The organism is Streptomyces griseorubiginosus (assembly GCF_017614965.1).
In the GTDB taxonomy this organism is placed as follows: domain Bacteria; phylum Actinomycetota; class Actinomycetes; order Streptomycetales; family Streptomycetaceae; genus Streptomyces; species Streptomyces griseorubiginosus_B.
The window spans coordinates 1-486 of record NZ_WVUG01000730.1 but is presented as its reverse complement, the minus strand read 5'-3'; the positions used below and the strand labels follow the sequence as shown (position 1 = coordinate 486).

General features: G+C 74.3%; 1 protein-coding gene. It reads right to left on the bottom strand.

The window, feature by feature from the left end; all coding sequences use genetic code 11:
• Positions 1-35: 35 nt before the first annotated feature.
• Positions 36-476, bottom strand: a complete 441-nt coding sequence (locus tag GRC12_RS45000; protein WP_208786152.1) for an ATP-binding protein — start codon at positions 474-476, stop codon at positions 36-38.
• Positions 477-486: the final 10 nt, after the last annotated feature.

Genomic DNA, 486 nt, shown 5'->3' with positions numbered 1-486 from the left:
GTCCGAGGACGCCCGGACCCCCCGGCCGGGCGCCCTCAGACCCTCAGGGTCGCCCACACGGCGTTGCCACCGGTGAGCCGGGAACGGTCGACCCCCCAGGTGTCGGACAGCTCCTCGACCAGGAGCAGCCCGCGGCCGCCCTCGTCGTCGGGGCCCGGCTCGCGTCGCGGCAGGCCGCGGCCCGAGTAGTCGTGGTCGTGCACCTCGAGGCGCACGCAGCCCTCGGAGACCATGCCGATGCCGCACAGGATCCGCGCGCTGAGCGTGTGCCGGATGGCGTTGGTGACGAGTTCGGACACCAGCAGCACGGCGTCCGCGCACAGCTCGCCCGGCAGCAGCCAGCCGGTCATCCGGGTGTTCAGGGAGCGGCGGGCGACTCGGACGCTGGAGCGGTGCGAGGGCAGCTCGATCCAGTGCGCGCGCTCGGGGTCGGCTACGTCTAACAGCTGGGGGGAGGACGTCGCGTGGGGGGACACGGTGGTGGCC